Raw genomic sequence first — 4,795 nt, 5'->3', positions numbered from 1 at the left:
CTGGGTAGCCGATATGGATGGCGATACCGGCCGGGTCGGTGAGTTGCCGATCGAGCCAAACCTCATCCTTGAAACCTCGCCGGGAAATGGGCAGCCGTTCTGGCTATTCGACCGCCCGCTAAAGCCGGAGGAGGCTAAGCCCCTTGCCGCAGCGTTGAAGCGAGCCACCGGATCCGATCACGGCACGGCGGACGTCGCGCATGTCTGGCGGGTACCGGGTACATCGAACCATCCCAATAAAAAAAAGTTGGAACGCGGGCGCTCGCCGGATCCTGTTGATGTCACCGTCGCGCAAGAGTGGGACGGAACCCTGACCGGCGTCGAGGAACTGCGAGCGGCGCTAGCGCCGTGGATGACGGCAGCCGCGGAAGGGCGGTCGGTTGAGGTGGGCGACCTACCGAGCATTGACGGCATAGCCGTATCGCCCGCCGCTGCAGAACTTCTTTCTGAGAACGATGTCGAAAAGCGTTCAGAACACGCTGCGGCCGTTGTCGAGAAGCTAGCTTTCGACGGCCACCCGGTTGAAGAGGCGTGTGCGCTGTTCTTGTCGGCCGAAGGCAACTGGCTCGCACGGTACGAAACCGAGGCTCGGGCACGCGCTGATTTCGAACGCATGTGGGGCAAGTTCGGCCAACGGCACGTCGATGCACGCGAAACCAACGCTAACGCGGTCGCGGGCTTGGTGGCGAAAAAGGGCACGCCGGTGCCGGCTAACGACAATGACCCCAAGGCCGCGCCGCCCCGCGTTCTCCCCGTGCCGCCAGGAATGTGCTCGGATCCCTTTAGCCTCTCGTCTGCGGGTGGGCTGCTGGCAGAGATTTCTGAGTGGATCACCTCGACCGCAATCATTCCCGTGCCAGAGCTATCCCTAACGTCGGCCATCGCCTTGCTCGGCGGCATGTTCGGCGACCGTGCGCTCGGCCCCACCAGAAGTGGCCTGAACCTCTACCTCGCGACCGTGATGGGCGTCGCCAGCGGCAAAGGTCATGCGCCCAAATCTATAATCACGCTCGCGTCGAATGCAGGAAAGCCTGGCGCAGTCACCAACGGCGACCCGACCAGCTACGCCGCAATCGAGCGAATATTGCGCAAAAACATCTCAACCGTCTGCGTGATGGACGAACTTGGGGTGACGCTGCAGGACGTGAACAGCCGCCACAAAAACAGTGCCGCGGCCTCGATCCGCAAGTTCCTACTGACCGTCTATGACCAGGCAGATTCGGTCTTCCACGGCCGGCAATACGCATCCGATGAAACGAAGAAAGATGACTCTCCGCTTGTCGGTCCGGCGCTTACGATCTTGGGCATGACGACGCCAACGACGCTTTACGCTGGCCTCTCCGACGACTCGCTTAACGACGGCTTTCTAAGCCGCTTCGTGTTCATAGAGGGCGCAGGGCCTGAAGAGGTAACGGCGCCAAAGCTTAATCGGTCGGTGTCGTTGCCAAAGCCGCTAATTGCGAGCCTTAAGGTGGCCTATGAGGCCTTCCCAAAGCCGGACCGGTCTGCCACGCAACTTCGTGCCCCAAAGTTCCAGATACCGTTCGAAGGTGACGAGAGCGGCGACGCCTACAAACTGTGGGCCGAAGTTTTCCATTGGCAGCACTGGAAAGGTTGGGAGCCGCGGGAATACCATGTGAATGGTCGTGCCGCCGAAAACACAGTTCGGCTCGCGTCTATCCGGGCGATAAGTCGCGACCCTGCGAAACCACTCGTCATGGTGGAAGATGTTGAGTGGGCTTGGGCGATCGTGCACCGCTCGATCGCGATCATCACAGAAGGCGTCGAACGCCACATGGCCGGTTCCATAGCCGAGTCCTTACGCAAGGCGATCGTCCGGGCACTGTCACAAGCCAAGGATAAGACGCTGCCCTGGTCGCAACTGTTGCAGCGTGAAGGGGTCAGCCACGCCGAGGGCGACGACGTCGCCAAATCGATCCAGTGGCTGATTGAAACCGGCAAGGTCGTCGACCTGTCCGGTAGGTCAAAACCAGGCGCAAGGGCCAGTTTCAAACTTTTGGACGAGGCAAAAGTTGCTTAGAAGTTCAAAAGTTCGCCGCGCGAAAAGGCCCTCCGAACTTTTGAAACTTTTGCCTACTTTTGCCGCAAACAAAAGTTGGGGGGTCGGAAAAAGCTAAAGCATATCAAGGATATAATAGGAGATTATATATATAATATCTATTACTTTTGAACTTTTCCCATCGGTTTGAGAATCCTGTTTTTCAGTACCCTTGGGCACCTTTCCCCTGTCTGTCAGGGGCGTTGGGAAAAGTTCAAAAGTTCAAAAGTTGCCGAATCGAGGCAGGAGTTGCCGCCGGGATCGCAGCGGCCATTGGACAGCAATAGAGACAGACCGACGCCTTAGTGCAGCGTTCCCGATCGATCGTCGACGAAAGTACGAATACCCTCGTCTTCGATTACGCGCATTGCGGCATCGAGCGCCGCCTGGTCGGTTTCAAATTTATCGTCAAAAACAGTCGAGGCGCCCTCGTGGTCCACTACCTCAAGGGTCCAAGCGGTTTCGTGCTCTAGGCGGTAAATTTGGATATAGACGGAGACGCCTCCGCCCGTGACGCGGCTGCAGAGGTCGGACACGATAACGGCGGGATCGCTCTTATCTTGCATAAGAATATCTTACGCGCCGGGCGCTGGAGAAGGCAAGACGAGGGCGGCGCAGGACACCTTTTGCACGCGTGCCGGGCGGCCCGTGTGCGTTGAGGCCACTCTCAACGTGACAACCAGACGTCGGGTCGCCGATGTGATTTCTCGGCATCGTAGTGCCTGTAATCTTCAAGCCGTTCTTTCACATCCTCAGTAACCAGACCAATCTGGTTGAGAAAATCTTCAAGTTCCGAGGGAGATGGTTCGTAACCAATCCCCTTCCTTCGGTCTGCATTGAAAAATTCCTTCCACTTTTTCTTTTGATGCTCGTCCGACGGGGCCAAGCCTCTGGTCACATCGCTGGCGTAATCGAAATGAATGAACGGATATTCTGCTTCCGATATTCTGTCTAGGCGATCTTCTTCGATTCCTATGCGCCTCAATCCGTCAAACATCCGTCTTTTCAACGCCTCGTTCTGTGCCCGGCTCTGGCCACCCCATCGGCCGCCGCCTTGGACAATTTGTAGAATCAAACGAGCCTGCTCTTCGGCGAGGATGTGCAACTGCGAAACGGTGGCTTTGGCATCGTCCAATGCTCTCTGCATTTCTGCATGAATTCCAGTTGGCGAAAGCTTTAACGTTATGACATCCGCAAATCTCGACCCAAGAAGGCACAGGGCCGCTGCAATGAGTGTGATTGTTTGACCGTCCCAACCCTTCAGCACCAAGAAAACCAGAATGCCCAGCAAGACAACCGCGGCTGCACCGAACACATTTCCCCAAGGCTTTGCCATGTCTGTCTCCCCTTCAGCGCGTTAATCTAACATATCTCAACGCGACAACGATCAACACAGTGCACCCGCACAGCGGGGCAAGGATCGCAGACTTGGGGGCATCGTAGCCCCGGACCGGTGCCGCCAACACACACGTCGTTTGCCAAGTTTTTAAGAAAAATTTCCGCGGCGTTGAAAGACAGCTTTCAGCCAATGCGGCTACTTTTCCAGCCATGAGCTACGTTCGGCATAGGTTGGCAGTGAACTACCCGGCGAAGCGCAGCCTGCATCGCTGGCCGCCGCGCTATAGGCGAAGGCAGTTCGCTAGGGATGCCGCGCTGGCCGTCGCCATTCTAGTGATGTTCGGCGTAGTCGCTTATCTGCCGCTGTCCAAGGTCCGTCTCAACTCCCCTGTGGACGCCATCCAACATTTGGCCTCGGCGCCGAACTGCTCCATGGCGCGACTTGTGGGCGTTGCGCCCGCTCGCCGCGGTCAACCTGGCTATTGGCCTTCGCATGATGCAGACCGGGACGGCATTGCCTGTGAGCCTTGGAAAGGTCGAAGGTAGCCGAGCTTTTCTGGTCTGATCAACCGCTCTCAAACCTCAATGACACGGCCAATCGAACGCAAGTACGCGATGATCTGCGGCATGAGGTGATCGCGTTCGCCAAACGTCTCACTGATCTCGCGGAGCCTCGGCTGGATCTCCTCCTGCTGGCTCCACGGCAGATCCACGTCGCCGATCACGTAACCTACGTGGCCGATTGCGCATATGTTGCAGCCTGTGTCGACGACTGCTTGCACGAATGCAGGGATGTCCTCTTCCTTCATGCTGACGGTTTTTACAATGCGAAAGGCGGAGGCAGCAAGGCCTCGCGCCTAGTCACCGCTTAGCATGACGGCGAAGGGTCTACTGCGAGCTTGCGGCTTGGTTGCCGCCTCCGCCTCTCGGCTTCTTTGGTGCAGTCCGCGTTTTGCGGCGCGTCGGCTGAGGAGGCGTAGCTGCCTGCCGGCGTTCAGGCTGAAAGGCGTTGTAGGCGGCATAGGCCAATACGGCGAGAACAATCAGGCGGATCATGTCTTACTCCATTTCCCGCTCAACACGGATATCGAGGCGATGGTTCCAGGCGCCGTCCGGCACTAAAGCAGTTTGGCGGCTAATTTTTTAGATGAATTGCCGCTAAATCAACCGTCCGTTTATCTGCGTCCTGATACCGTGCGCCGGGTTCAGGGGCAGGCGGATGAACACTTCACCGATAGAGCGGCGGCGCGTCCAGCGACGGGCCGCGAACGAAGAACGCAGACTTCGCAATAGAATATCTCGGCGCGCACGATCGGCGCGACTGCGGCGCAGGATCAGCCGCTGGTTTTTATTTTCAGCGCTTTGGTTGTGCGTCGGCATACTCGCCTATCTGCCTTT

Annotated in this window: 6 protein-coding genes; 2 read left to right on the top strand and 4 right to left on the bottom strand. The window is 57.7% G+C overall.

All coding sequences use genetic code 11. The features are described from left to right. On the top strand, positions 1-2,041 hold a 2,041-nt coding region (locus tag MAXJ12_RS12660), incomplete at its 5' end, for a DNA-primase RepB domain-containing protein (protein WP_040586118.1). 320 nt (positions 2,042-2,361) lie between these two features. On the opposite strand, the gene MAXJ12_RS12655 is transcribed toward MAXJ12_RS12660, so the two are convergent. Both MAXJ12_RS12655 and MAXJ12_RS12650 read right to left on the bottom strand, forming a co-directional pair. Continuing rightward, entirely contained in the window at positions 2,362-2,625 is a 264-nt protein-coding gene (locus tag MAXJ12_RS12655; protein WP_008836273.1) for a hypothetical protein, read from the bottom strand. Between the two features lie 101 nt (positions 2,626-2,726). After that, complete coding sequence (locus MAXJ12_RS12650; RefSeq protein ID WP_008836272.1) at positions 2,727-3,395, bottom strand: hypothetical protein; 669 nt, start codon at positions 3,393-3,395, stop codon at positions 2,727-2,729. 212 nt (positions 3,396-3,607) lie between these two features. Between MAXJ12_RS12650 and MAXJ12_RS39850 the strand changes: the two genes are divergently transcribed. Next, on the top strand, positions 3,608-3,943 hold the full coding sequence (locus tag MAXJ12_RS39850; RefSeq protein WP_139043883.1) for an excalibur calcium-binding domain-containing protein: 336 nt from the start codon (positions 3,608-3,610) through the stop codon (positions 3,941-3,943). Positions 3,944-3,972: 29 nt separating this feature from the next. Here the strand turns inward: MAXJ12_RS39850 and MAXJ12_RS12645 are convergent, their stop codons facing one another. Beyond that, positions 3,973-4,206 carry a hypothetical protein gene (locus MAXJ12_RS12645; protein WP_008836271.1) on the bottom strand — a complete coding sequence of 78 codons (234 nt, stop codon included), beginning with the start codon at positions 4,204-4,206 and terminating at the stop codon, positions 3,973-3,975. A gap of 349 nt (positions 4,207-4,555) precedes the next feature. Then, complete coding sequence (locus tag MAXJ12_RS36735) at positions 4,556-4,777, bottom strand: hypothetical protein (protein WP_139043882.1); 222 nt, start codon at positions 4,775-4,777, stop codon at positions 4,556-4,558. Positions 4,778-4,795 lie beyond the last annotated feature (18 nt).

Source organism: Mesorhizobium alhagi CCNWXJ12-2 (assembly GCF_000236565.1).
GTDB classification, from domain to species: domain Bacteria; phylum Pseudomonadota; class Alphaproteobacteria; order Rhizobiales; family Rhizobiaceae; genus Allomesorhizobium; species Allomesorhizobium alhagi.
This window is presented reverse-complemented; position numbering and strand designations above follow the sequence as displayed.